Below are 22675 nucleotides of genomic sequence, written 5' to 3'. Positions count from 1 at the left end.
AGGAAGGCGCGGGTCTGGTAGGTGAAGTTGTCGGCGTTGTTGGCTCCCACGCCGGGGGCTTCCATCGGGACGCCGCCGGCGAAGTAGGGCAGGTTCGGGCCGACGATGATCTGGCGGGCGCCGCGGGTGCGGGTGTCGGGCTGGGCGTCGTCGAAGAGGTACTCGGCGGGGCGGTGCTGGTCGAACGCGGCGCGTCCGCCGACGCCCAGGACGTCGAAGGCGAGTCCGTTGGGCAGGCCGAAGCCGGTGCGGGTGACGGAGAAGGTGCCCACCAGGCCGGAGGCGAAGGTGGCGGTGAAGGACGCGGTGTCCTCGTTCTCCACCTCGCCCACCTCGTCGGAGACGGGCGCGGCGTTGTGCCCGACGACCGCGCCCAGCGGCAGCGGCCGCTTGGTGATCTGCGTGGACAGGACGGCGCCGGAGACGGAGACGATGGGGCCGGCGACGTATTCGGCGACGTCGAGGACGTGCGAGCCGACGTCACCGAGCGCGCCGGAGCCGGCGTCGCCCTTGAAGCGCCAGCTCAGCGGGCCGCGCGGGTCGGTGGCGTAGTCGCACCAGTAGCGGCCGCTGAACAGGGTGAGGTCACCCAGCTCGCCGCGCTGCACGTGCTCACGGATGCCGGCGATGGCGGGGGAGCGGCGGAAGGTGTAGCCGACGGCGGTCACCACGTCGGCGCCGGCCTCCAGTTCGGCCATCGCGCGGGCGTCTTCGAGTGATCCGGCCAGGGGCTTCTCGCACAGTACGTGCTTGCCCGCGGCGACCAGGGCCTCGGCGATCGGGCGGTGCAGGGCGTTGCCCACGACGATGCTGACCGCGTCGATGGTGGGGTCCTCGGCGACGGCCTCCCAGCTCGGGAGGGCCTTCTCGAAGCCGTAACGCCGGGCGGCGTCCTCGCCGAGTGCCACGTTGGCGTCGGCGATCGCGGCCAGGCGGACCGGGGGCAGTCCGGCGCCGAAGACCGTGTTGACGTTGCGGTAGCCGGCGGCATGGCTGCGGCCGGCCATGCCGGCTCCGATCACCGCGACGGAGATGGGTTTGGCGGACGTGCTCATGGCGAGGCCTTTCGAAGAACTCTCGGAGATGACAGATGGCGAAATCGTGGTGGGGGTCTCGATCGGCCGCAGCCTGTGTCTGCGATTACCCGCGGCTTGTGTCTGCGACTACCCGGACTACCGGCAGCCTGTGTACGCGATCGCCCGCGACAGCCGCGCGGGCAATCGCCACCGGGTGTGAGCGGTCACGTCCGTTTTGGGCCCGTACCGAGCGGAGAGTGAGCTCCGCTCGGTACGGGTGTCGGTAGCGCGAACCGGGCTCCGGCCACGCTGCTGATGACGGCCTCCGAATCGCGGGGAGGTACCCGGAGTCGGTGACCGAAGCGAACACATCGGCCCTGCCGCCGAGCCGAGAACTCGGCCGGCATGGTGGCGGTGCAGCCGCCGTCGTCACTCCAGCCTGTGTGCGTCCGTCCTGTCCGGCACACACCCACGCGTGGAGGCGCGAGACGATCGGTTCAGGGAGCCTGCCGAATCAGGCGCCGCTCTGAAGCTCGGCCAGTTCGGCCTCCAGGTCGGCCATGGCCTCGCCACCGGCCATGAGGTCGGTGATCTCTTCCCGGGTCCGTTCGCCCTTGCGGAAGTCGTCGGCCTTCTGGCCGCGGATGAGGACGGCGAAGTGGTCGCCGACCATCATGGCGTGCCGGACATTGTGGGTGACGAGGATGACCGCGACGCCCTTGGCACGGGCCTGCATGATGATCCGCAGGACGTGGGCCGCTTCCTTCACACCGAGGGCCGCGGTGGGCTCGTCGAGGATGAGGACGTTGGCGCCGAAGTAGACGGCGCGCGCGATGGCCAGGGCCTGGCGCTCACCGCCGGACAGGCTGCCCACCAGGCGGGCACCGTCGGTGACCCGCGTGATGCCCAGGGACTGCATCTCACGGACGGCGATCTCGCCCGCCAGCTTCTTGTCGAACAGCTTGAACGGGCCCCAGCCCTTGGTGGGTTCGGCGCCGACGAAGAAGCAGCGGCCGACGCCCATCAGCGGGAACGTGCCGCCGAACTGGTGCACGGTGGCTATGCCCTGGGCGCTGGCGTCGCGCGGGCTCTCGAAGGCGGCCGGGGTGCCGTTGACCTCGATGGTGCCGACGGTCGGCTTGTGGAACCCGGAGAGGATCTTGATGAGGGTCGACTTGCCGGCGCCGTTGTCGCCGAGCAGGCACAACACCTTTCCGGCTTCCACCTCCAGGGAGATGTCCTGCAGTGCGTGGGTGCCGAGGAAGGACTTGCTGACGCCTTCCAGGCGCAGAAGGGGTGTGGTCATGGTCAGGCCTTCTTCGCGGTGCGGGGCTTGTGGGACAGGGCGAGCCGACGGAAGGTGTTGTTCATCAGCACCGCCGCGAGGATGAGGACGCCGAGGATCAGGGCGGCCCAGTCGGAGTTCCAGCCGGTGAAGTAGATGCCCTGGTTGACGATGGCGAACGTCAGGGTGCCCAGCACGACGCCGACGACCGAGCCGTAGCCGCCCTGGAGCAGCACACCGCCGATGACCACGGCGATGATCGAGTTGAAGACGAAGGACTGGCCGTTGGCGACCTGCGCCCCGTTGTAGAGGATGGTCTGGATCACGCCGACGAGGGCGGCGCAGAACCCGCTGGCCATGTACAGGGAGATCTTCACCCGGGCGACTGGGATGCCGTTGGCGCGGGCGCTCTCCGTGTCACCGCCGATGGCGAAGACCCAGTTGCCGTACGGCATGGCCTGCAGCAGCACCGTGACCGCGATCGCGACGGCTATCCACCAGAAGATCGCGACCTCGAACTGGCCGCCGATCAGCTGGCCGAAGATCGCCTTCGAGGTGGGGTCCGGGGAGACGGCGACGCTGGTGGTGCCGGTCGTGACCCGGGAGAGACCGAGTGTGAGACCGGACAGGGCGAACAAGGTGGCCAGGGTGACGACCAGGGAGGGGACGTTGGTCCTGGTGACGATGATCCCGTTGAGCAGACCGGTCAGCAGACCGAGTGCGAGCGCGCACACGATGCCGACGATCATCGGCGCGCCCCAGTGGCCGGAGACGATGGCCAGTGTCATCGAGCTTCCCGCCAGCACCGAGCCCACCGACACGTCGAGTTCGCCGGCGATCATCAGCAGCCCGACGGGGATGGCGATGATGCCGAGTTCGGCGGCGATGTTCAGCCAGCTCGCCGTGCCCGCCTGGCCGAGGAACTTCTCGCCGCCGAAGATCGCGAAGAAGACGAAGACGCTCAGCGTTCCGATGAGCGCACCGGTCTCGGGGCGATGACTCAGTTGGCTCAGTCGGTTCGCGGACTGCTTCGGTGGGATGACGGCGGTCTCCGCACCGGCCGTCGTCTTGGGGAGGGAGGTTGTCATCGGTCTGGTACCACCTTTGTGGATCTTGGATGTGTCGGCGCGGCATGCGCCGGGGAGAGGTGCCGGGCCCGGGGCGGGCCCGGCACCTCCGCGCGGATCGCGGATCTGGGCTCGGCGGGTTAGCGGACGCCGGCCTTCGTACCCGCGATCGCCTTGGCGACGTTGTCGGCGGTGACCAGGAGCGGGCCGGTCAGCAGCGGGTTCTGCGGCGGGAGCACCCCGTACGACAGGTACTGGTTGGCTATCGACACCGCGTAGAAGCCCTGCAGGTACGGCTGCTGGTCGATGGCGAACAGCTGCTTGCCGGCCTTGATCCGGTTGAGCTGGCTGTCCGAGAGGTCGAAGGTGCCCAGCTTGACCTTGTCGGAGGCGCTCGCCTGGTCGATCGCGGCGGCGGCGCTGTCCGCGTCCTGAACACCGATCGTCACGAGGGCGTCGATGCTGTCGTCATTCAGCAGTGCACCCTTGATCGCCTGCGTCACCGCGGACGGGTTACCGAAGTTGGACGAGGGCAGGGGGAGCTGCTTGGACTTGGCTCCCTTGGTCTTGGCGCCGTCGGCGATGCCGTCGCAGCGTGCCTCCGAATTCGCCGCGCCTGGCACGGTGTTGACGCACAGGATGTTCTTGGCGCCCTCTTCGCCGAACTTGATGCCGCCGGCCTTGCCCGCCTCGTAGTCGTCCGACCCGATGTACTTCAGGCCTCCGGTCTTCTTCGCCGCGTCGACACCGCCCGCGTTGTAGATGAAGACCGGCACGCCCTGCTTCACGGCCTCCTTGATCGCGTCGTCCTGGTTCTCGGGGACCCAGTCCGGTACGACGATCGCCGACGGCTTCTGCGACAGCGCGGTGAGCGTCAGCTTGGCGGCGTCCGGACCGAGGTTGTCGTAGGTCTTCGGGCCGAGGAACGTCACCGAACCGCCGCCCGTCTTGACGAGCTTGGCCGCGTCCTCGCCGCCACGCTTGACCGCGGACCAGAACGGGTCGTCGGGCTTGCCGCCGATGACGTAGATGGAGTTCTTGCCGTTGCTCTTGTTGCCGGCACCCGATCCCCCGGCGGACGCCGTCGCCTGCCCGGCGTCGTCGCCGGTGGCCTTGCCGCTGGTGCACCCGGTCAGGGCAATCGCTGCCACGGCGAGCACGCTGACCGCTGTCAGGGCCCTTCTGGAGAGGCGTCGGCCGTGCGGCCGTCCGATCTGAGTGCGTTCCATGTGCGGGGTACTCCTTCATGTGGATCCGGGTGAGCGCTCCCCTGGACCTGACCAGGGGGTATGCAGAGGCACGCCCGGGTGTTGTACGAGGGTTTGTCCACCTGTGAGCCACGGGCGGGCCGCGGCTCACGAGGAAGTCAGGGTTGGTCGGCCGACGGGCCGGACCGGTGCGGAGCGGTGTTGGACCCGCGCCGGGCACACGGGGAACCAGGTGCAGGCGAGGGAGGGGAAAGGGTTGTACGGCGGCCGCGTGGCCGGTGCGGCCACACTCGGCGCATCGAAATCAGCGGTGTCGGCGACCGTTTGTCAGGTCGCCTCGACGCGAACTTGTCCGTCGCGTCGTGTACTTCCCGGGGCCGGCGTGTCGGCTTCGATGATCTCTCACCGCACGTCCGGTCGAACTGCCTTGCAAACTGACGGCGTTACGTCAGAAGTGCTTGCCATACGGGCACCGCGTCACCGCTTATGACAACGGCGGCCCGATCAAGGATTTGGAACACATCTCAGAGGCCAGGACGAGTGCCGACAGACACACGCCGTCCGGGTCGTATGGCAACCACCACCCGTTAGCTCCGTATTTCTTAAAACGCTTTAAGCGGTGCGCAGAGCATGCTTGCGTTTCAGGGACGTGTCAAGACCCTGCATGCAACCGGAATCCGCCCCTTCGTCTGCCCGCGGGTGCGATGCCGCAAACAGCAGCCCCCGGAGAGGCTGCCGTCGGCTCTTGCGGACAGGCACCAGTGGCACCACGCATCGAAGGGCCCGACGCGGTCAGCGCACCTCCGCCGTACTCCCCCGCTCGATCAGACAGGGGGCGAGCACGATCTCGCGCGGCGCCGCGCGTCCATGATCGAGGCGCTCCACGGCGGCTGCCACAGCCTGCCGGGCCTGCTCCTCGGCGTTCTGGCTGACGGTGGTCAGATCGAAACAGGCCAGCCGGGACAGGGCGTCGTCGTCGTAGCCGGCGATGGACATGGTGCCGGGGACGTCGACTCCGGCACGGCCGAAGGCCGCGAGGAGACCGATGGCGCTCTGGTCGTTGTACGCCACGACAGCCGTCGGGAGGTCGCCACTGTCCAGGAAGTGCCGAGCCGCCTCCTCGCCGCCCTTTTCGGTGCCGTCCCCGCGGAGGATCCTGATGCCGGCGTCGAGCCCATGGCGGCCCATCGCGGCGCGGTAACCGCGGCGCCGGTCGGTGGCGATACCGCCCCGGCCACCGTCGACGTGGGCTATGAGGCTGTGCCCGAGGCCCACCAGGTGATCGACTGTCTGACCGACTCCGTCGCCGTCCGAGGTGCGCACGACGTCGAGGTCGGCGCCGGCGATCCGACGGCCGACGGCGACCACGGGCACCCTGCGGTCGAACTCGGCGAGGACAGGAGCCGGGGCCACCGGACCGAGCAGGATCAGCGCCTCGCAGCGGAAGGCGAGCAGTGTCTCGACAGCGGCGGCCTCGTCACGGGTCCGGGTCTGGGTGCTCAGGACAAGGTCGTAGCCGACCTCTTCCGCAGCCACGTGCAGGTGCTCGACCAGCTCGGCCTGGAAAGGGCTGCGGATGTCGACCATGACTCCCAGCAGCCGACTGCGCCGGCTGGCGAGCAGACTGGCGGTCCGGTCGGAGCGGTAACCGAGCTCGGCGACCGCCTTGAGGACACGGTGCCGGGTGCGCTCACTCGGGCCGGGCACGTTGCGCAGCACCAACGACACGGATGCCGTCGACATGCCCACGCGTGCGGCTACGTCCTCCAACCGGGGACGCGGAAACGCACGGCTGCCACCAACCTGAGCAGAGGAGTTCGCCTCGTCCACAAGAACTCCCGTCGTTTTGCCGCAACAGTCTTGACATATGCCTAGGTGGGCGCCGACAGTACCAGCGTCGGAACTTAAAGCGCTTTAATCAATGCCCGAGAGCACTGATTCTCTCGGCTACGGAAAAGTGGATCGGCATGCTGTTCGGCAACGCGGGCGTGCGGAGTTGGGAATGCACAGGTGGCCGGGAGGCCGTATCCCGACCTGCCGATCGAGCCGCGGCCGGCCTGGTTCGTATGCCTGCGCCCAGCGGCGAACGCCGCCGCCCTGCCCCGCGCCACAGGGCACCGCACCCACCCCGCGATTACGGGAATTCGGGCGAGTCCAGGGCCAGTTCCGCCCAGATGGTCTTGCCGGTGCCGGAGTGGCGCGTGCCCCAGCCGCGACTGAGCTGCGCCACGAGCAGCAGGCCGCGGCCACCCTCGTCATAGGTGCGGGCACGGCGCAGGTGGGGCGCGGTGCTGCTGGCGTCCGAGACCTCGCAGATGAGGTGGCGGCCCTTCAACAGGCGCAACTCGATGGGTGGTTCGGCATGCCGGATCGCGTTGGTGACCAGTTCGCTCACGACCAGTTCGGTGACGAAGGACGCCTCCTGCACGTCCCACGCGTCGAGTTGCGCGGTGACGAGCTTGCGCGCCCTGGCCACCACGGCGGGGTCGGCCGGCAACTCCCAGGTGGCGACGTGCTGGGGGTCGAGGGCCTGGGTGCGGGCGATGAGCAGGGCGATGTCGTCGGCGGCGTCCTCGGGTGCCACCGCGGCGAGCACGGTCTCACAAAGATCGTCCAGGGATGTCGTGGGATCGACGAGGGCCCTGCGCAGACGCTCGGTCCCCTTCGTCATGTCCTGCTCGCGGGACTCGACGAGCCCATCGGTGTAGAGGGCGAGCAGGCTGCCGGCGGGCAGGGTGACCTCGGTGGTTTCGAAGGGCAGTCCGCCCAGACCCAGCGGTGGACCGGGGGCCACGTCCAGGAGGTCCACGGTGCCCGCGGTACTGACCAGAACGGGGGCCGGGTGGCCCGCACTGGCCAGCGTGCAGACGCGGGAGACCGGGTCGTAGACGGCGTACAGGCAGGTGGCACCGAGGCCGGCTGCCATCTCGGCGGCCCAGTCGCTGGGCGAGGCGCTGTCCGTCTCCGTGTCCGCCGAGAGCCGGATGACCAGGTCGTCGAGATGGGTGAGCAGTTCGTCGGGCGGAAGGTCGATGTCGGCGAGGGTTCGGACGGCGGTCCGCAGCCGTCCCATGATCGCCGATGCCTGGACGCCGTGCCCGACCACGTCACCGACGACGAGGGCGACCCGGGCGCCGGACAGCGGGATCAGGTCGAACCAGTCGCCGCCCACTCCGGCCAGGATGTCCGTCGGCAGGTAGCGGAAGGCCGCCTCCACCGCGGGCTGAGCGGGCAGCCCTTGCGGGAGCAGGGCCGTCTGCAGCGCCAGCGCGGTCTCCCGCTCGCGGGTGTACCGGCGCGCGTTGTCGATGCAGACCGCTGCCCGGGCGGTGATCTCCTCGGCCAGCAGCAGATCACCCTCGCTGAAGGACTCAGGCCGTTGATGACGGAGGAAGACGGCCACTCCCAGCGTCTGTCCGCGGGCCGTCAACGGCACGGCCATGACGGAGTGGATGTTGAAGGCACGAACCGACTCCTCCCGGCCAGGATGCCCCCCGGCCCAGTCGGCGGAGTCGGGACCGAATTCGGCATGGAGTACGGCCCGGCCGGTGGTCAGGCACTCCGCCGTCGGGGAGTTGGCCGCGTAGCCGTCAACGTCGCCTGGGCGGAGCACCGCCTCGGCGGCGCCCGGAAGCACGGACTGCTGGGCGACACGGCGAAGCAGAAACGAGCCTTCCGCGGTCGGCCCGGACATCGCGCCTCCCGGTGACACCGCCTCGGCGTGCTCGACGTCCGGAAGAAGGTCGACGGTGGCGAAGTCGGCGAACTCCGGGACCGCCACATCGGCCAGTTCCTGGGCCGTGCGGGCGACGCTCAACGTACTCCCGATGCGGACGCCGGCGTCGTTGAGCAGCTGGAGCCGCTTGTGTGCCCAGTACTGTTCGGTCATGTCGTGGGCCGACAGTCCCACGCCGCGCGTGACGCCGTCCTCGTCCCGAATCGGGTACAGCGAGAGGGCCCAGGCCTGCTTTCGGATCTCCCCGGCGACCTGTACCCGAACCTCGACGTCTTGGGCTTCACCGGTCTCCAGCACTCGCGCCATGCACTGCTCGACCCTGTCGAACTCGGGGTGGGCCACCAGCTCGGCGTGCCGAAGCCCCCGCATCTCCGCTTCGGTCAGGTCCAGGGCCCGCTCGGAGTAGTGGTTGGCCTGCCTCAGCCGCAGGTTCGTGTCGTACGCCTCCATCGAGCAGCAGGACGCCTGGTAGAAGCTCCACGCGGCCAGCTTCTCGGTGTCCTGGACGGCGACATCGGCACCTGTGAGAGGGGACAACACCAGCCAGTCGGAGTCGCCGCCCTCGCCCTGCCGGTGGTGGGCGAGCATGCGGGCTTCCACCCTGTGCCCGTCCTGGTGCCGCAGCCGGGCCGTTCCGCTCCATCTCGGCAGGGCCGGCAGCCTACCCAGCGCCTCGGCGGAGATCTCCTCGTCGATCAGATCGGCGGCCGGTCTGCCGACGACCTCCGCAGACGAATACCCGAGCAGCCGGCGAGCACCCTCACTCCACTCGGTGACCATGCCGTCCTCGTCGACAACGGCATGCGCCGTGAGCGAGTCGTCGGGCATGTCGACAGGGTCCGGCGGTTCGACGTCATCGGTGGTTCGCCGTCCCTCCACCGTCTCACCTCCACCAAGGTTCCGCGGATCGTGATCAACTCTCCAGCAAGAGCGGAAACTCTCAGTATGTTCCTTTCTTTGGACTTCATCCATTAATGCTACGTTCCAGGCGCAAACTCTCCCGATCCGAGCGGCGCCGGGCCTCCCACTCCCGCGCAGCCGACGCTCGGGAGAAAACTACGGAGCGTATCCAGCGGCCACCGGTACGCGTTTTGGCACTTCCTTTTGCATGTACTGACCATGTGTCGTGCCTGGCTTTACTCACCTTCGGCGAAAGTGAAAACCGTTCCCATTTCGACAGGGGACGATCACTGAAACAGGAGTTGTGATGAAGCGCCAGACGCTCAATCGTGCCGCCCTCGCCGCGGGCGGGGCCGTACTCGCCGCAGGCACCCTCACCACCGGAATCAGCGTGGCAGCACCGGAGCACCACAAGCCGCACGCAGGGCACGGGCACACGGACAGGTCCAGCAAGCCCAGCAAGAAGCAGATCGCGGCCCTCTTCGACGGCTGGAACCGGGCTCTGCAGTCCGGCGACTCCCGAAAGGTGGCCGCCCGGTACGCCTCCGACGCGGTGCTCCTGCCCACCGCCTCGCCGCAGATCCGCACCACGCACGCTCAGATAGTCGACTACTTCAATCACTTTCTGAAGAACAAACCGGCGGGCGAGAAGATCAGAACCATCGTCAACGTCCTGGACAGCGACTCGGCGATCGACACCGGCGTGTACGAGTTCCACGTCACCGACCCGAAGACCGGCAGGAAGAGCACGGTCGAGGCCCGCTACACGTACGAGTACGAGAAGCGCGGCGGCAAGTGGTTGATCGTCAACCACCACTCCTCGGTACTCCCCGCCGCGGGCTGACGTCGAGTCGGCTCCGCTGAGGGAACCCGGAGGGCCGGGGAACCACGGTCGCGGGGAACGAACGGGGACGAGTACGCCCATGCCCGATCCCGCACAACCCCAGCAGACAGACCACCTCGGCCCTCCCCCGGAGAGACCGGATCCCGTCCGAGTCTCTCCCCTGGCTCAGCGCACATCGCGGAGAATCAAGATCGGGGACACTGGCGATGTCCGCCGGTCGCAACTCCTTCCCGAGAGCCGGCCCCTCGGACCAGGCCCGACTCAAGCCCAAGGAGAGCAGTGGAAGAGGAAGCGAAGCAGGAACAGGCAAGCCCCGAGGTACAGGCACGCATTCGGGCCAGCTTCGAACGCCAGGGCCTGATGGGCCACCTCGGTGCGCGCATAGACCACATCGCACCGGGCCGCGTGCACATCGTGCTGCCCGGTCGGCCCGAGATGACCCAGCAACACGGCTACTTCCACGCGGGGGCAACCAGCGCCATCGCCGACAGCGCGGGCGGTTACGCGGCTTTCACGTTGTTTCCCGAGGACACCTCGGTGCTCACAGTCGAGTACAAGATCAACCTCCTGGCGCCCGCCGCGGGTGATCACATCGAGGCCGTGGGAACAGTCCTCAAGTCGGGACGCACACTGACCGTGTGCAACCTGGAAGTCTTCGGCGTCCAGGACGGCCGGAAGACGCTCGTCGCGACCGGCCAGCAGACGCTGATCTGCGTGAGGCGGTCCGAGCGGTGACATCCCCTGACCCGACACCGGCTTGAACACCGGCCCCCGGCGCCGGCTTGAGCACGGGCTCCGGCACGGGCACCGGAGCACGCCCAGGGCCGGCCGGCGCCTGGGACGGTGTGTCGTGCCCGAGGCTCTCGTCCGCGTACATGAATGGGCGTCACTTGTTGTCGGAGCAGCGGAAGTTGGCAGCGTCGTCGGTGCTTCCGTGGCCGCCCACGAAGCCACCGGCCCACACCCCTGCCTATGACCGCTGGCACAACCGGTGTCCGCGACGACCCCGGTCCCGGCCAGGAACGGACATGGCGGTGCGTCGTGGCGTACGTGGGTTTCGTCGGGCTCGGAGTCATGGGGCAGCCCATGACACTCAACCTCGCCCGAGGCGGCCTGTCTGCCAACTCGTCCGTCCCACAGGGTGGTTGCTGTTGGACGGCGGTACCGCGGATCGGCTCCCGGCGTGGGTGACCTGGCAGCGCAGACCGTTCCCCGACGCCAACCTGCTCCTCCGCGTGGGTACACGCGCGCGCCGGGGACATCGCGCCGGCCGTCAACACGCACTGGCACTCCGACCACGTCGGAGGAAACGCGCGGTTCCAGGCCATGGGCGCCTGTGTGGCGGCGAGTACCCCGGACGCCCGGGCCATCTGCACGCGCGGGCCTGGCTGACGGACTCCGCGCGGCTCGTGGGCCGTACGCCCGGGGCACTCGCCGGAGAACTCGTCGACGCGATGCTCCGCAGCGGCGCCGTCGTCCTGCGCGACGGGCGGCTGTACGTGGCCGCCGATCACACACCGGTCAAGGAAGAAGCCCTGTCGGTACCGTTCCCCCGCGCCTGGCCGGGCCCCGTGCGCCGCCCGAGGTGACACCGTACGGTGCGGTCCTCAGCCTCCGCACACCCTGCGGTACGCCGCGTCGGGTATGTACGTGTGCCACTGGGCCCGGGTCAGGTCGGCGCCGCGGGTGCGGGCGCAGATCCGGGAGACGGCCCGGGTGGGGTCGACGGCGTAGCTCTGGAAGGGGACGTGGACGCCGGCCGCGTGGAGGGTGCTGCTGTCGGCGCTGAAGGCGAGGGAGTCGATCGACCCGCCGGGTGTGGTCAGGGGGCCGCCGAGGGGTTGCCGGGTGGCGGTGTCCCAGAGTTGGAGGGTGCCGGCGTCGCCGCCGACGGCGAGGGTGCGGCCGTCGGGGCTGAGCGCGAGGGCGCTGACCGCTTCGGGGTAGTCGCCGAGCGGGGCGGGGAAGACGTTGCGCAGGACTCCGGCGCGGTGTCGGACGGCCGCGTCCCACAGGGTGACCCGGCCTGTCTCGTCACCGGCGGCCAGGCGGGAGCCGTCGAGGGCGAAGGCGAGGGCTCCGATCCCCTCGCCCTGGACCAGGTCGGGCGCGTCGAGCATGCCGGAGGGCAGGCGGACGGTGCGGTTGTCCCCGACGAGCAGCCGTCCGTCGGGGCGAACTGCCAGGTGGTTGCCATCAGTTGCCGAGAACACTCCGGTCCGGCGGTGGCGCCCGGTGTCCCACGTCTCGTCGCTCAGCCGGCCGAGGACGGGTGCGCGGACGGCGTACAGGGTGTGGCCGTCGGGGCCCAGGGCCAGGGTGATCACCGCCCCGGGGGACGACGGCGTCGCCAGGTCCAGCGCGGTGTGCTCGCGGCCGCGGTCCAGGTCCCAGATCCTGACGGGCTGCGTGGTGGTATCTCGGCCGGGGGCGGAGATGCCGTAGGCGAGGGTGGTGCCGTCGGGGCTGAACGCCATCAGGGGCAGTGTGTCGGACGGTTCGACCGCATCGGCGGGATCACCGGAATCGGGCAGGGGCGGGGCGGGCAGCGTCCGGGTCACGCGCCCGTCGCCGGTCTCGCGGAGTTGGACGCGATACATACCGCCGGTGCGTTCGGCGGTGGCGAGGGTGCGGCCGTCGGGGCTGAGCAGGACCTTGTCCAGGGGCCGGCCGGTCCAGGCGGAGGTGACGGCCGGCCCGAGGTCGAGGGTGTGGACGGTGCCGCCTTCGAGGTAGCGCAGGAGGGGGCGGTCGGGGTCCCAGGTGAGGCCCCGGTAGAGGACCTGGTTGTTCAGTGCGTGCCGGAAGACCGGTGCGCCGGTGTCCGCCAGCCGCCACACCTTGATCTCGCCGCCGTCCGCGGTGGCCAGGAAGGCGCCGTCCTTGCTGAAGGCGGCTGATGCCACGCCGGTGGCGTCGAATTCGGCGACCTGGCGTCCTGACGCGGTGTCCCAGACATGGACCCCGCTGTCGCTGACCGCGGCGAACCGGCTGCCACCGCTGAACACCACCGTCGAACGGTCGTCGTCGTGGCAGAGTGCGCCGGCCTTCTCCCAGGCACCGGACAGGGTGCGGTGGCGTGCGATGTCCCAGACCTGCGGTGCGTGGCCGGTGGGGCAGACGGCGGCCAGCCGGCCGTCCGGGCTCGGGGCCACGTCCGCCGGGCTGGGGGCCGCCGTCTCGAAGAGCAGACGGCCGTCCTTCACAGAACGCAGCCGCACCCGGTCGTCGTCCGTGTCGCTCTCCAGATAGGTGCGCGCGTCGGCGCCGAAGTCCACGGCGGCCACCGCCGCCTTGGGCGCGGCGTCGGTCCACCGTCCGGAGACCGTGTCCCAGAGCCTGATGAGGCCCTCGTCCCCGTCGCTCCGGGTGTCCTTGCCGTAGATGGCGATCAGCCGGCCGTCCGGCGAGGCCGCGGCGACCCGTCCGGCCGGCAGCCGGCCCGAGGCGATGCGGCGGTGCGCGGCCACGTCCCAGGTCCGCCAGGTCCGGCCGTCGACACTGAGCAGGGTGCGGCCGGAGTCGGTGAGGAACCGGACGGGGCTGTTTCCGGGCGCGCGGTCGGTGAAGCTGTCCGTCTCGGGCTGGGCGAGGGCGCCGAGCAGGGCCCGCCGAGTCTCGGGCAGTTCGGAGACGCGCCAGGCCGCCACACCGAGCAGTTGGGCGGTGCGCGGGTCGGTGGTGCGCAGGGCGTCGGCGACCTCGGCGACCCGGCGGGCCGCGTCGTCGGTGCTCCGGCGCTGGTTGTCGTCGTGCTGCTGCCAGGCGACCAGGCCGGCGACCAGCGCCACCGCGAGCACAGCCCCGAGGGTGGATACGAGCGTCCGGGCCCGGCGTGCGGTCCTGGCGGCGGCCCGGCGTTCCGCCTCACGGGTCTCGAACGCGGCGGCCAGGAAGCCCCGTTCGGAAGCGGTCAGCGCGAGATCGCCGTCGTGTTCGGGGAACAGTTCCTCGGCGCGGAGCAGTCTGGCGCCCCGGTACAGCGCGCCGGGATCGCGGTCGTGCTCCAGCCAGACGCGGGCGGCCTCGGTGAGCCGGCGATGGTGCCGCAGACGTTCGCGGTCCTCCTCGATCCAGCCGCGCAGCCTCGGCCAACAGGTGATCAGCGCCTCGTGGGCGAGATGGACACCGTCGTCGTCGACGGTCAGCAGCCGGGCGCGGGTCAGCCCCTCCAGCACCACCGGAACCGACGGGTCGGGCCACTCGTCGAGTTCGGCCCGGGTCAGCGGACGCCGGGTGTCCGGGGTGCCCTGCCCCGGCTCGATCATCCGCAGCAGCACCTGCCGGGCGGCGAGCGCCTGCGCCTCGGACAGCTGCCGGTGGGCCTCCTCCGCGGTCGCCGCGATCGCGCCGCGCACCCCGCCCGCCGCCTCGTAGGCGGCCAGGCTCAGCATCCGGCTGCGCCGCCGTCGCCAGGTCTCCAGCAGGGCGTGCGACAGCATCGGCAGCCCGCCGGGCTCGTCGAGAACCTCCTCGACGATCCGCGCGGTCAGCTCCCGCTCCACGATGAGCCCGGCCGCCTGTGCGGGCTTGACCACCACGTCCCGCAGTTCGTCCGCGCTCATCGGCCCGACCAGCATCCCGGCGCCGCACAACGCCTGGGCCAGCTCACGGTGCTCCGCGCAGCGCGCGTAGAAGTCGGCGCGTACGGCGATGAGCACGTTGAGCCGGCTGCCGGGGTCGCGGGCGGTGAGCAGCAGGTCGATGAACCGGGTGCGCTCCGCCCTGTCCCGGCAGAGCGTGAAGACCTCCTCGAACTGGTCCACCACCACCCAGCTCTCCGGCTCTCCCTCCGCCGGGGCCAGCAGATGCCCGTACGTCTCGGCGGGCCGGGCTCCCGGAGTGAACACCCGCAGCACCGCCGGGCTCCCCAGGCTCGCGGCCTCCTCGCGCAGTCGCGGTATCAGTCCGGCTCGCAGCAACGACGACTTCCCGCTGCCGGACGCCCCGAACACCACCGCGAACCGGTTCCCGCACACCAGCTCGCTCAGTTCCGCGATCAGTCTGTCCCGGCCGAAGAACAGCTCACGGTCGCCCGGCTCGAACCGTGCGAGGCCCCGGTACGGCGGCTGTGCGTCCTCGTCGGTCCGCGCCGCCCCGGCTGCCTCCGCCTCGGCTTCCTTCCACCGCGCCTCCCACTCCCCCGGGTCGCCGCCACACGCCCGTACATACGCCTGGAGGACGGCGAGCGACGGCAGGCGCTCCCCCGCCGCCGCCTTCGACAACGTTGCCGCGGAGAACTCCGCCGCCTCGGCCATGGTCCGGTACGACGGGCCGCCGGCGGCCCCGCGCAGTTCCCGCAGCTCATGGGCGAGCCGCTGCACCGGACCCGCCTCCCGGTCCACCGGCCTCTCCGGACGCCCCACGGAACCCATCCACTTCCCCGCAACTTCGACACCACGGACGAAAACCGTGTTCAACAGCGATGAACATACGTTCTCCGCAGATCGGACGTCACGTGGTTCCCGCCGGATGTGGCCTTGATGACATTCACGCGGCGGCCCCGCACATCGTCCCGGGGGGCTCAGTGGATTGAATTCCCTGGTGGAAGGGGGGTGAGCATCAACTTTCGGGTTGCCAATGTCGGTCATGTCAGGCCGGACCCCGGCAGACCGAGCACTGGAGAACCACCTATGTCCCACTCATCCGTCGTGGCGGTCCCCGAACAGGGAGCGCCTCAGCCGTCGGCCCCCGAGCCCGGACGCACACGCCGGTCGTCCTGGCGCCGTACGGCCGGGCCCTGGACGCACCGCCGGCTGCCGAAGCCGGCCCTCTTCGTCCTTCAGCTGCTGCTGGTGGCCATGGTCGCCACCGCGGCGCTCGTGACGACGTCCGGTTCCGCCAGCGCGCAGGACGAGCCGCCGGGCGCGCTGCCCCAGGCGACGCTGCCGGGTGTGATGTACCGCGGCGACTCCCGGCACGTCAACGACATCTTCGCGACCGGCTTCCAGGCCCGGGGCACGAACTACGACCTCATCGCCCATGTCCGCGGCGACCGTGCCCTGCAGAGCGGCTACATCTCCACGACGGGCACCCAGAGCGTGGCGGAGCAGTTCGCGCGCAGCCAGGGCATGGTGAACCTCGCCCAGGCCGCGGCCGAGCCGCGCTGCCAGGGCGGCGTGTGGGCGGCCGGCCAGAGCCTCCCGTTCATCGGCTGGCTCGTCACGTCGCACTGCGAGCACCAGGTCGTCGAGGCCAGGACGTTCGTCTACACGATCAACCCGCAGTTCGCGGGTGTCATCCTGCACGTCCCCGACGAGCTCCGCGGCAACCCGGAGCTGCACAGCCACTACGCGAGCCAGGACGAGTGGGCCTTCTTCCACCGGATTCCGCCGCAGGCGATCACCGGTGTCCACGTCTACGAGATGGAGGGCCGGGCGGCCGGCACGACGCTGATGCCGCAGAGCATCACGTTCCACCACGAGCGCTGGGTGGCGAACCCCAACTACGACCCGCACTTCCGGTACGACCCGTACGCCGACCGGGCCGCCGACCTCACCACGGAGACGCCCCTGAACATTCCCGAGATCCAGGCGAACCCCGGCTTCAACCGAGGCTGCAACGCGATCGAACGGTGCAGGGGCGGCGACCACGGCTGAGCCGGTAGTCCCGGCACGCGACTCCGGGGCCGGGAGCCCCGGTCGATGAACGGGACGGACGCAGCGCGTCCGGACGGTTCAGGCGGTATCACCGGCTCACCCCGGTGGTACCGCCTGCTGTCGAAGAGACCACGCCGTCGGGCGTGACGCGCGCTTCCCCTGTCTCCGCAACCACCTCCCTGCGGCATGCGACGAGGGAGAACGACCCTCCGTCCGGGCCCGCCTCACAAGGCGCACGTTCACGCGGTCACCGTCCTGGCATCTAAATTTTTTGGATGATAGATTTTGATGGCTCGAACCGGCCCTCCGACCAATCGACAGGAGACCGGAGAACGGCCCGACAACTCACGGAGTCCACATGATCGGCACGTCTTTCAACGAGGGCTGGCAGACGCGGCCCAAGGTCAACCCCTTCGCCGAGATGTCCGGCGTGCAGGTCTCCTTCGAACCGGTGACGCTGCCCCATGACGCGCTGATCGGGCAGCAACGGACCGCACCGGACGGTCAGATCACCATGCAGGGTGGCGCCGAGGCGTACTTCCCGGGCGGAACGTACGAGTACAAGAAGGTCTTCGCCGTTCCCGAGGAGTACCGGGGCAAGCGGATCTTCATCGAGTTCGAGGGCGTGTACCGGGACGCCACGGTGTTCATCAACGGGGACTTCGCGGGTCAACGCCCCTTCGGTTACTCGCACTTCTACATCGACGCGGATCGGTTCCTGCGTTTCGGTCAGGACAACGAGATCCGCGTCGAGGCCCGCGCCCATCGCGACTCGCGCTGGTACACCGGCGCGGGCATCTACCGCGACACATGGATGCTCGTCGGCGAGGTGGTCCGGATCTCGCCCGACGGCGTCCGCGTCACCACCCCCGACATCGACCGGGAGCGGGCCGTGGTCGAGGTGGCCACGGTGGTGGAGAACGATTCGATCGCGGTCCGTACGGTCGATGTCGTCACGGAGATCCGGGATGCCTCCGGGGCCGTCGTCGCCACGGATGTCGCGAAGTTGACGGTGTTGCCCGGCGAGCCCTCGATCGCTCGGCAGCGTCTCTATGTGCCTGACCCGTCGCTGTGGGGCCCGGAGTCGCCGACCCTGTACGGCTGCGAGGTGACCTTGAAGGACGAGGCCGGCGAAGTGGACAGCGCTGTCGCCGCCTTCGGGATTCGTTCGCTGCGCCTGGACCCCGAGCACGGACTGCGGATCAACGGCGAGACGGTCAACCTGCGCGGTTCCTGTGTCCACCACGACAACGGGGTGCTGGGCGCCGCGACCTTCGCCCGCGCCGAGGAACGCCGGGTGCAACTCCTGAAGGACGCCGGGTTCAACGCGATCCGCATGTCCCACCACCCCATGAGCAAGGCGATGCTCGACGCCTGCGACCGGCTCGGCATGCTCGTCGTGGACGAGGCGTTCGACGTGTGGACGTCCGCCAAGAGCGAGTTCGACTACAGCCTGAGCTTCCCGGAGTGGTGGGAGCGCGACATCGAGGCGATGGTCGCCAAGGACTTCAACCACCCCAGTGTGGTCCTGTACTCGATCGGCAACGAGATCCCCGAGACCGGCTCGCCCTTCGGTGCCGCGTGGGGGCGCAAACTCGCCGAGAAGGTCCGCGCCCTGGACCCCACGCGCTACGTCACCAACGCGGTCAACGGCCTGCTCGCCGCCATGTCCGAACTGGGCGCCCTGCTGGGACAGCAAGAGGCGGAGAAGGCCTCGAACGACGAGGTCGGCATCAACACCGTCCTGTCCAACGTCGGGGACACGATGAACGCGATCAGCGCCTCCGATCTGGTCACCGAGCGCACGGCCGAGTCCTTCGCGCTGCTCGACGTGGCAGGCATGAACTACGCGGAGGCCCGCTACGCCCTGGACCGCGACCTGTTCCCCAACCGGATCATCCTCGGCACCGAGACCTTCCCCACCCGCATCGACGGAAACTGGCGGCTGATCAAGCAACACGGCCATGTCATCGGCGACTTCACCTGGACCGGCTGGGACTACCTCGGCGAGGTAGGCATCGGCCGCCCCCAGTACGTCACCCCCGACACGCCCCACCCCGACCACACCGCTCCCTATCCCCACCTGCTCGCGGGCTGCGGCGACCTCGACATCACCGGCCACCGCCGCCCCGCCTCCTACTACCGCGAGATCGTCTTCGGCCTGCGGACCGAGCCGTACATCGCAGTCCGCAGGCCCGAGCATCACGGCAAGACCTTCGCGGGCTCGCCCTGGGCGTGGAGCGACACCGTCGCCACCTGGACCTGGCCCGGCTTCGAGGGCGAACCGGTCACGATCGAGGTCTACGGCGACGCCGACGAGGTCGAACTCCTCCTCAACGGACGCTCGTTGGGGCGGCAGCCGGTCGGCGAGGACCACCGTTTCCGCACCGAGTTCGACACGGCGTACGAGCCCGGCGAACTCCTCGCCATCGCCTACCGCGACGGAGCCGAGACCGGCCGCCACACCCTGCGCTCCGCCACCGGCCCCGTACGACTGACCGCCGAAGCGGACCGCCAGGCTGTCCGGACGACGGGCGGTGATCTCGTCTACGTCGCTCTGACCCTCACCGACGAGCGCGGGATCTGTCATCCCGGCGTCGACCGCCCGGTGAACGTCGAGGTCTCCGGGGCCGGAGTGCTGCTCGGCTTCGGCAGCGCCGTTCCCTCGACCGAGGAGCGGTTCGGCACGACCGAGCGGCACACCTACGAGGGTCGCGCGCTCGCCGTCCTGCGCCCCACCTCGGCCGGCAAGATCCACCTCACCGCGACCGCGCCGGGATGCGACGCGGTGGACGTCGTCATCACCGCCGAGTAGCCGTGCCGTCCAGGTCCGGGGGTGGCTCTCTGCCGGGATCGAGCCGCCCGGTTCCTGGTCTCGTACGCCGAGAGGCGCTCCCGTTCCCGCTCCGCCTTCCTTGCCCCTGCTCGAATGAAAGACGTGCGACATGGACACTGGTGCATCAAGTCCCGACGACATCCAACGTCTGGTCTCCCGGCTCACGTTGGAGCAGAAGGTCGCTCAGCTCGGCGGCCTGATCGCTCCCGAGCTGTTGGGCCCGCCGCAGGACGGCGCGGGAACCGGCCCCGTCATCGACACGAACCGCCTCCGGGAGCTGCGCCCGCACGGCGTCGGACACCTGTCCCTGGCGTGGTTCCTCGGTGACGACGCCGACAGCCTGCGCGAGCAACTGGCCACGCTCCAGGCCGCCGTGCGCGAGGTGTCCCCGTTCGGGATCGGCGCGCTGGTCCACAACGAGGGCATCAACGGGTTCCTGCACGCCTGCGGTTCGCAGTTCCCCACGTCGTGGGCGCAGGCGGCGACCTGGGCGCCCGAACTGGCCAGGCGGGCCTCGGCCGTGACCGCCGCGCACATGCGCGACACCGGCGTCCAGCTGCTGTTCTCGCCCGTCATGGACATCAACCGCGACCCGCGCTGGGGCCGCGTGCACGAAACGTACGGCGAGGACCCGGAGTTGGCCGCGCAGATGTCCGTCGCGTTCGTCCGCGGCGTCCAGGGCGCGGAACAGGAGACCGGAGTACTCGCGACAGGCAAGCACTTCGTGGGCTACGGCGCCTCGGAGGGCGCGCTGAACCAGGCGGTCGCCCAACTCGGGCGCCGGGCGCTGATCGACGAGTACGCCGAACCGTTCCGCCGGGCGATCACCGAGGCGGGCCTGGCGTTGGTCATGAACGCGTACAACGAGATCGACGGCATCCCCGCGACCGCGAGCCGCTGGCTGCTCACCGAGTTCCTGCGCGACACCCTCGGGTTCGACGGCCTGGTGGTCAGCGACTACGACTCGATCAACCTGCTGCGCACCGCCCACCGCACCGCGCGCACGGAGGGCGAGGCCGCGGTGCAGGCGCTGTCCGCCGGGCTGGACGTTGAGCTGCCGGGCGACACGAACTACGCGTCCCTGGCGGACGAGGTCGCCGCCGGGCGTCTCGACGAGCGGGTCATCGACGTGGCCGTGGCCCGCGTCCTCGCCGTGAAGGCCCGGACCGGCCTGATTCCCGGCATCGGCGCGCGGCCCGCGCCGGCGGCGCCCCCGGACCGTACGGAGGCCGCCGACGTCCGCCGCGCGATCGCGGCGCGCGGCATGGTGCTGCTCCAGAACGACGGCACGCTGCCCCTGTCACCCGGTGAGCGCCGCGTCGTCGTGGTCGGGCCCGCCGCCGACGAGCTGCGGATCCATTTCGGCGCCTACACGTCGGTGTCCGCCGCCGAGATGCCGCTGGGCATGATGGCGGTCATGGAGGGCCGGGTGCCCGGGGTCGACCCGGCGACCTTCGTGTTCACCGACATCTTCCAGACCCGCATGCCCAGCATGGGTCCCACGTTCGAGGACACGACCAGGAAACTCCACCCCGACGCCGACACCGTGCTCGACGCCCTGCGGAAGCTGGACGCGAAGATCGAGTTCGTCTCGCTGGGCCGGTTCCGGACCGACGCCGAGGACCCTCTCGACGCCGCCGTCGTGCAGGCCGCCGTGGCCGACGCCGACCTGGTCGTCGCGGTGGTCGGCGAACGCACTGGATGGGTCGGCGACAACACCGCCGGCGAGGGCCAGACGACGGCCTCGCCGACCCTGCCGGGTGACCAGGAGGACCTTCTCGAACTCGTCGCGGCAACGGGCAGGCCGATGGTGACCGTGGTCGTCTCGGGGCGCCCGCTGCTGCTGGAGAAGGCGGCACGGACGTCCAACGCCGTCCTGCTCGCGCCGCTGCTCGGCGAGGAGGCGGGCACCACGATCGCGCACACCCTCTTCGGCCTGATCAACCCCAGCGGGAAGCTGCCGAGCACCTTCCCCCGCCACCTGGGCCAGATCCCGCTCTACCACGGCCACCACCACGGCAGCGGCTACGGCCACCCGACGGGAACCCGCCATGGATACGGGGACCTGGACACGCAGGGGCCCCTCTACGCCTTCGGCCACGGACTCTCGTACACCACCTTCGCGGTCGGACTCGACGAGCGGGACGGCGGTCCGGCGGTCGAGCTGGCCGACGACGTGATACGTGCCCGGCTCACGGTGTCCAACACCGGTGGCGTGGACGGCGAGACGGTCGTGCAGCTGTACGCGCGCGACGAGTTCGCGTCCGTGGTCCGGCCGGTGCGGCAGCTGATCGCGTTCAGCCGCGTCGGCCTCGCCGCCGGAGAGACCCGGAGCGTCGTGCTCGAAGCCCCGGTCGAGCGGCTCCACTACACCCTGGCCGACGGCCACCGCGGTATCGAGCCGGGCGATGTCACCGTACTGGCCGGACTCGGCAGCGACATACTCACCTGCGCCGCGACGATCACGGTCGGTCCGATCGACGGCCGGTCCGCTCAACAGCCCGGTCCACACGGTGAATCACCTCTGGAACAGGGTGAAGTACGGTTCCACGAGTGACCAACCAGCGAAAGCCACGAGGCCCCTACCGCAAGAGCGCGGAGCGCCGGGAGCAGATCCTCCAGGCTGCCTACGAGGCCATCGACGAGCACGGAGAGCGTGCCTCGCTGCAGGACATCGCCGACCGGGTCGGGGTGACCCAGCCGGCGCTGACGTACTACTTCCCCACGCGCGACGCGCTTCTCCTCGCGGTGCTGGAGCGGCGGGACGTGCTGGGCAAGGAACTCGCCAGGACCGCCGGGTCGGACCCGGGAACGGTCGACACCATGGTGTCGACCACCCGCCACACCACCGAGCACCCCGGGCTGGCCAAGCTGTATGTCACGCTCTCGGCGGCGGCCACCGATCCCGAGAGCCCGGCGCACGACTACTTCACCGAGCGCTACCGGAAGCTCGCGGCCGAGGTCACGCACGACCTGGAGACGCAGCAGGAGAGCGGCGTCATCCGGGCGGACGAACCGGCCGACCATCTCGCCAGGGTGCTGCTCGCGGTGCTGGACGGGCTGCAGATCCAGTGGATGCACGACCCTTCCGTGAACATCGCGGAGATCGCCGAGACGTTCACACGGATGCTCGTGGCTTCGGCCGGCCCCGCGCCCGAGGCGGAGCCGGCCGAGTGACCGGACA

The 22675-nt window shown here is 70.1% G+C and carries 17 protein-coding genes; 10 read left to right on the top strand and 7 right to left on the bottom strand.

Features of this window, described 5'->3' with window-relative positions; translation table 11 throughout:
* The coding region (locus ACH4YP_RS23265; protein WP_398492204.1) for a Gfo/Idh/MocA family protein at positions 1–1055 on the bottom strand (1055 nt) is incomplete at its 3' end.
* Positions 1056–1083: 28 nt separating this feature from the next.
* On the opposite strand from ACH4YP_RS23265, the gene ACH4YP_RS23260 reads away from it, so the two are divergent.
* Positions 1084–1236 (top strand): hypothetical protein, encoded by a 153-nt coding sequence (locus tag ACH4YP_RS23260; RefSeq protein ID WP_398492202.1) that lies wholly within the window; start codon positions 1084–1086, stop codon positions 1234–1236.
* Positions 1237–1530: 294 nt separating this feature from the next.
* Here ACH4YP_RS23260 and ACH4YP_RS23255 read toward each other — a convergent pair whose 3' ends face one another.
* From ACH4YP_RS23255 to ACH4YP_RS23235, 5 genes are all read right to left on the bottom strand, one after another.
* Positions 1531–2322 carry an ATP-binding cassette domain-containing protein gene (locus ACH4YP_RS23255; protein ID WP_361073376.1) on the bottom strand — a complete coding sequence of 264 codons (792 nt, stop codon included), beginning with the start codon at positions 2320–2322 and terminating at the stop codon, positions 1531–1533.
* A 2-nt stretch (positions 2323–2324) separates the two neighbouring features.
* Complete coding sequence (locus tag ACH4YP_RS23250) at positions 2325–3389, bottom strand: ABC transporter permease (RefSeq protein ID WP_361073373.1); 1065 nt, start codon at positions 3387–3389, stop codon at positions 2325–2327.
* A 119-nt stretch (positions 3390–3508) separates the two neighbouring features.
* Positions 3509–4597: a sugar ABC transporter substrate-binding protein gene (locus ACH4YP_RS23245; RefSeq protein WP_398492199.1), complete on the bottom strand. Its 1089-nt coding sequence runs from the start codon at positions 4595–4597 to the stop codon at positions 3509–3511.
* Between the two features lie 771 nt (positions 4598–5368).
* Positions 5369–6346, bottom strand: a complete 978-nt coding sequence (locus tag ACH4YP_RS23240) for a LacI family DNA-binding transcriptional regulator (protein ID WP_398492197.1) — start codon at positions 6344–6346, stop codon at positions 5369–5371.
* A gap of 364 nt (positions 6347–6710) precedes the next feature.
* Positions 6711–9140 carry a SpoIIE family protein phosphatase gene (locus tag ACH4YP_RS23235; protein WP_398492195.1) on the bottom strand — a complete coding sequence of 810 codons (2430 nt, stop codon included), beginning with the start codon at positions 9138–9140 and terminating at the stop codon, positions 6711–6713.
* Positions 9141–9519: 379 nt separating this feature from the next.
* On the opposite strand from ACH4YP_RS23235, the gene ACH4YP_RS23230 reads away from it, so the two are divergent.
* From ACH4YP_RS23230 to ACH4YP_RS23210, 5 genes are all read left to right on the top strand, one after another.
* Complete coding sequence (locus ACH4YP_RS23230) at positions 9520–10056, top strand: SgcJ/EcaC family oxidoreductase (RefSeq protein ID WP_398492193.1); 537 nt, start codon at positions 9520–9522, stop codon at positions 10054–10056.
* Positions 10057–10416: 360 nt separating this feature from the next.
* Complete coding sequence (locus ACH4YP_RS23225; RefSeq protein ID WP_398492229.1) at positions 10417–10791, top strand: PaaI family thioesterase; 375 nt, start codon at positions 10417–10419, stop codon at positions 10789–10791.
* Between the two features lie 144 nt (positions 10792–10935).
* The gene (locus ACH4YP_RS23220; RefSeq protein ID WP_361068546.1) at positions 10936–11247 is read left to right on the top strand and encodes an NAD(P)-binding domain-containing protein; all 312 of its coding nucleotides are present in this window, start codon (positions 10936–10938) and stop codon (positions 11245–11247) included.
* 69 nt (positions 11248–11316) lie between these two features.
* Positions 11317–11448 carry an MBL fold metallo-hydrolase gene (locus tag ACH4YP_RS23215; RefSeq protein ID WP_398492227.1) on the top strand — a complete coding sequence of 44 codons (132 nt, stop codon included), beginning with the start codon at positions 11317–11319 and terminating at the stop codon, positions 11446–11448.
* Positions 11449–11465: 17 nt separating this feature from the next.
* Entirely contained in the window at positions 11466–11645 is a 180-nt protein-coding gene (locus tag ACH4YP_RS23210) for a hypothetical protein (RefSeq protein WP_361068543.1), read from the top strand.
* A gap of 18 nt (positions 11646–11663) precedes the next feature.
* Here the strand turns inward: ACH4YP_RS23210 and ACH4YP_RS23205 are convergent, their stop codons facing one another.
* Positions 11664–15431, bottom strand: a complete 3768-nt coding sequence (locus ACH4YP_RS23205) for a hypothetical protein (RefSeq protein ID WP_398492191.1) — start codon at positions 15429–15431, stop codon at positions 11664–11666.
* Positions 15432–15689: 258 nt separating this feature from the next.
* On the opposite strand from ACH4YP_RS23205, the gene ACH4YP_RS23200 reads away from it, so the two are divergent.
* From ACH4YP_RS23200 to ACH4YP_RS23185, 4 genes are all read left to right on the top strand, one after another.
* Positions 15690–16655 (top strand): hypothetical protein, encoded by a 966-nt coding sequence (locus ACH4YP_RS23200; RefSeq protein WP_398492189.1) that lies wholly within the window; start codon positions 15690–15692, stop codon positions 16653–16655.
* 358 nt (positions 16656–17013) lie between these two features.
* A complete protein-coding gene (locus ACH4YP_RS23195; protein WP_398492187.1) occupies positions 17014–19470 on the top strand; it encodes a glycoside hydrolase family 2 TIM barrel-domain containing protein in 2457 nt (818 codons plus the stop codon).
* A 130-nt stretch (positions 19471–19600) separates the two neighbouring features.
* Positions 19601–22048 (top strand): glycoside hydrolase family 3 N-terminal domain-containing protein, encoded by a 2448-nt coding sequence (locus tag ACH4YP_RS23190; protein WP_398492185.1) that lies wholly within the window; start codon positions 19601–19603, stop codon positions 22046–22048.
* Positions 22045–22668 (top strand): TetR/AcrR family transcriptional regulator, encoded by a 624-nt coding sequence (locus ACH4YP_RS23185; protein ID WP_398492183.1) that lies wholly within the window; start codon positions 22045–22047, stop codon positions 22666–22668. Before ACH4YP_RS23190 ends, ACH4YP_RS23185 begins: the two co-directional genes overlap by 4 nt.
* Positions 22669–22675 lie beyond the last annotated feature (7 nt).

This window comes from Streptomyces sp. NPDC020747, assembly GCF_044334695.1.
Lineage (GTDB): Bacteria > Actinomycetota > Actinomycetes > Streptomycetales > Streptomycetaceae > Streptomyces.
Note: the sequence above shows the minus strand (reverse complement) of the source record. Positions and strands in the feature narration are given on the sequence as shown.

Excerpts from the sequence above, each read along its gene's own strand:
- ACH4YP_RS23225 (WP_398492229.1), top strand. The coding sequence starts at position 10,417 with ATGGGCCACCTCGGTGCGCGCATAGACCACATCGCACCGGGCCGCGTG.
- ACH4YP_RS23220 (WP_361068546.1), top strand. The coding sequence starts at position 10,936 with ATGGGCGTCACTTGTTGTCGGAGCAGCGGAAGTTGGCAGCGTCGTCGG.
- ACH4YP_RS23230 (WP_398492193.1), top strand. The coding sequence starts at position 9,520 with ATGAAGCGCCAGACGCTCAATCGTGCCGCCCTCGCCGCGGGCGGGGCC.
- ACH4YP_RS23235 (WP_398492195.1), bottom strand. The coding sequence starts at position 9,140 with ATGCCCGACGACTCGCTCACGGCGCATGCCGTTGTCGACGAGGACGGC.
- ACH4YP_RS23195 (WP_398492187.1), top strand. The coding sequence starts at position 17,014 with ATGATCGGCACGTCTTTCAACGAGGGCTGGCAGACGCGGCCCAAGGTC.
- ACH4YP_RS23260 (WP_398492202.1), top strand. The coding sequence starts at position 1,084 with ATGACAGATGGCGAAATCGTGGTGGGGGTCTCGATCGGCCGCAGCCTG.
- ACH4YP_RS23200 (WP_398492189.1), top strand. The coding sequence starts at position 15,690 with ATGTCCCACTCATCCGTCGTGGCGGTCCCCGAACAGGGAGCGCCTCAG.
- ACH4YP_RS23245 (WP_398492199.1), bottom strand. The coding sequence starts at position 4,597 with ATGGAACGCACTCAGATCGGACGGCCGCACGGCCGACGCCTCTCCAGA.
- ACH4YP_RS23255 (WP_361073376.1), bottom strand. The coding sequence starts at position 2,322 with ATGACCACACCCCTTCTGCGCCTGGAAGGCGTCAGCAAGTCCTTCCTC.
- ACH4YP_RS23190 (WP_398492185.1), top strand. The coding sequence starts at position 19,601 with ATGGACACTGGTGCATCAAGTCCCGACGACATCCAACGTCTGGTCTCC.
- ACH4YP_RS23205 (WP_398492191.1), bottom strand. The coding sequence starts at position 15,431 with ATGGGTTCCGTGGGGCGTCCGGAGAGGCCGGTGGACCGGGAGGCGGGT.
- ACH4YP_RS23250 (WP_361073373.1), bottom strand. The coding sequence starts at position 3,389 with ATGACAACCTCCCTCCCCAAGACGACGGCCGGTGCGGAGACCGCCGTC.